At 68.2% G+C, this 1,391-nt stretch carries 1 protein-coding gene; it reads left to right on the top strand.

Annotated elements, in window-relative coordinates; all coding sequences use genetic code 11:
* Window positions 1-167: 167 nt before the first annotated feature.
* Entirely contained in the window at window positions 168-1,337 is a 1,170-nt protein-coding gene (locus AB0M29_RS45205; protein WP_365393693.1) for an ISAs1 family transposase, read from the top strand.
* Window positions 1,338-1,391: the final 54 nt, after the last annotated feature.

The following is a 1,391-nucleotide window of genomic DNA, read 5'->3' as shown; positions in this document are numbered from 1 at the left end:
CAGGGACTTTGCAAGGTCGTAGGTTGGGTGAGATTGCCCAGTGATGGGCTGTCATGTCGCGTTGTGGAGGGCCCGGATGCAGGTGCAGACACGGCCTCGTTGATCATGTGAGTGTCGAGTTCACGTGACCACAACCGAAGACCGTGCCTGCTGCCTCATCTTCTCCTATGCCGTCGGGCCTGGAGCGACTGGCCCGTACCCTGTCACCGCAGCCGCTGCCCGACGCGGTGTGCCTGGCCCGGTTTCTCGCGGGCCTGCCGGATCCACGCGACCGCCGTGGCCGGCGTTTCCCGCTGGCTGCGATCGTGACGGCCGCCGCGGCAAGCGTCCTGGCCGGTGCGAGATCCCTGACCGCGATCTCCGAGTGGGTCGCGGATGCGCCCCGCTGGGTCCTTCTGGCTCTCGGCTTCACGTTCGACCCGTTCAGCAAGGCGGTCACGGTGCCGCATCCCACCACGGTCATGCGGCTGCTCAGCCGCCTCGACGGCGATGCCTTCGACGCCGCGGTGAGCGCGTTTCTGCAGGCCAGAGCCGCTGGTCTGGACACAGAAGAGACGCGGTGGCAGGCAGTCGCCGTGGACGGGAAACAGTTGCGCGGATCAAGAGCGGCCGGCGGGAGAGCGGTGTGGCTGCTGGCCGCGATGGACCACGACGGAACGGTCCTCGCACAGCGGCAGATCGACACCAAGAGCAACGAGACACCCGCGTTCATCCCTCTTCTGGACGGCCTTGGCCTGGACAACGCCGTCGTCACCGCGGACGCGGCCCACACCCAGCACGCCAACGGCCTCTGGCTGCGCGAGCAGGGCATCCACTACATCGCTGTCGTGAAGGGCAACCATCCGGGGCTGCTCAAGCAGCTGAGGAAACTGCCGTGGGCCGACGTCGCCCTGGACCACAAGGACCGCACCAGGGGTCGGGGCCGGCTCGAGGTCCGTCACCTGAAGACAGCCGCGTTCCGGCACCTCGACTATCCCGGCGCCCGCCAAGCCCTGCGGGTCATGCGCTGGCGCAAGGACCTGGCCAGCAACAAGCTCACGATCGAGCGGCTGTACTTCGTCAGCAGCCTCCCACCCGGCGCGGCATCCGGAGCCCGGATCGCGGCCTGGATCCGCGGCCACTGGAAGATCGAGAACCAGCTCCACCACGTCCGTGACACCACGTTCGCCGAGGACGCCTCCGCCATCCGCGCCGGCAGCCTGCCCCGCGTGATGGCCAGCCTCCGCAACCTCGCCATCAGCGTCTGCCGGCAGGACGGCCATACCAACATCGCCGCCGCCACCCGCCACCATGCCCGCCGCCCAGGCCGCCCTCTGGCCACACTCGGATGGACGTGATCAACCAGGACTCACGTGCTCAACCGGACAGAAGCGCAACACGCAAAGTCCCTG

The organism is Streptomyces sp. NPDC051976, assembly GCF_040680795.1.
GTDB lineage: Bacteria > Actinomycetota > Actinomycetes > Streptomycetales > Streptomycetaceae > Actinacidiphila.
The sequence above is the reverse complement of the archived record's forward strand: the minus strand, read 5'-3'. Positions and strand labels throughout refer to the sequence as shown.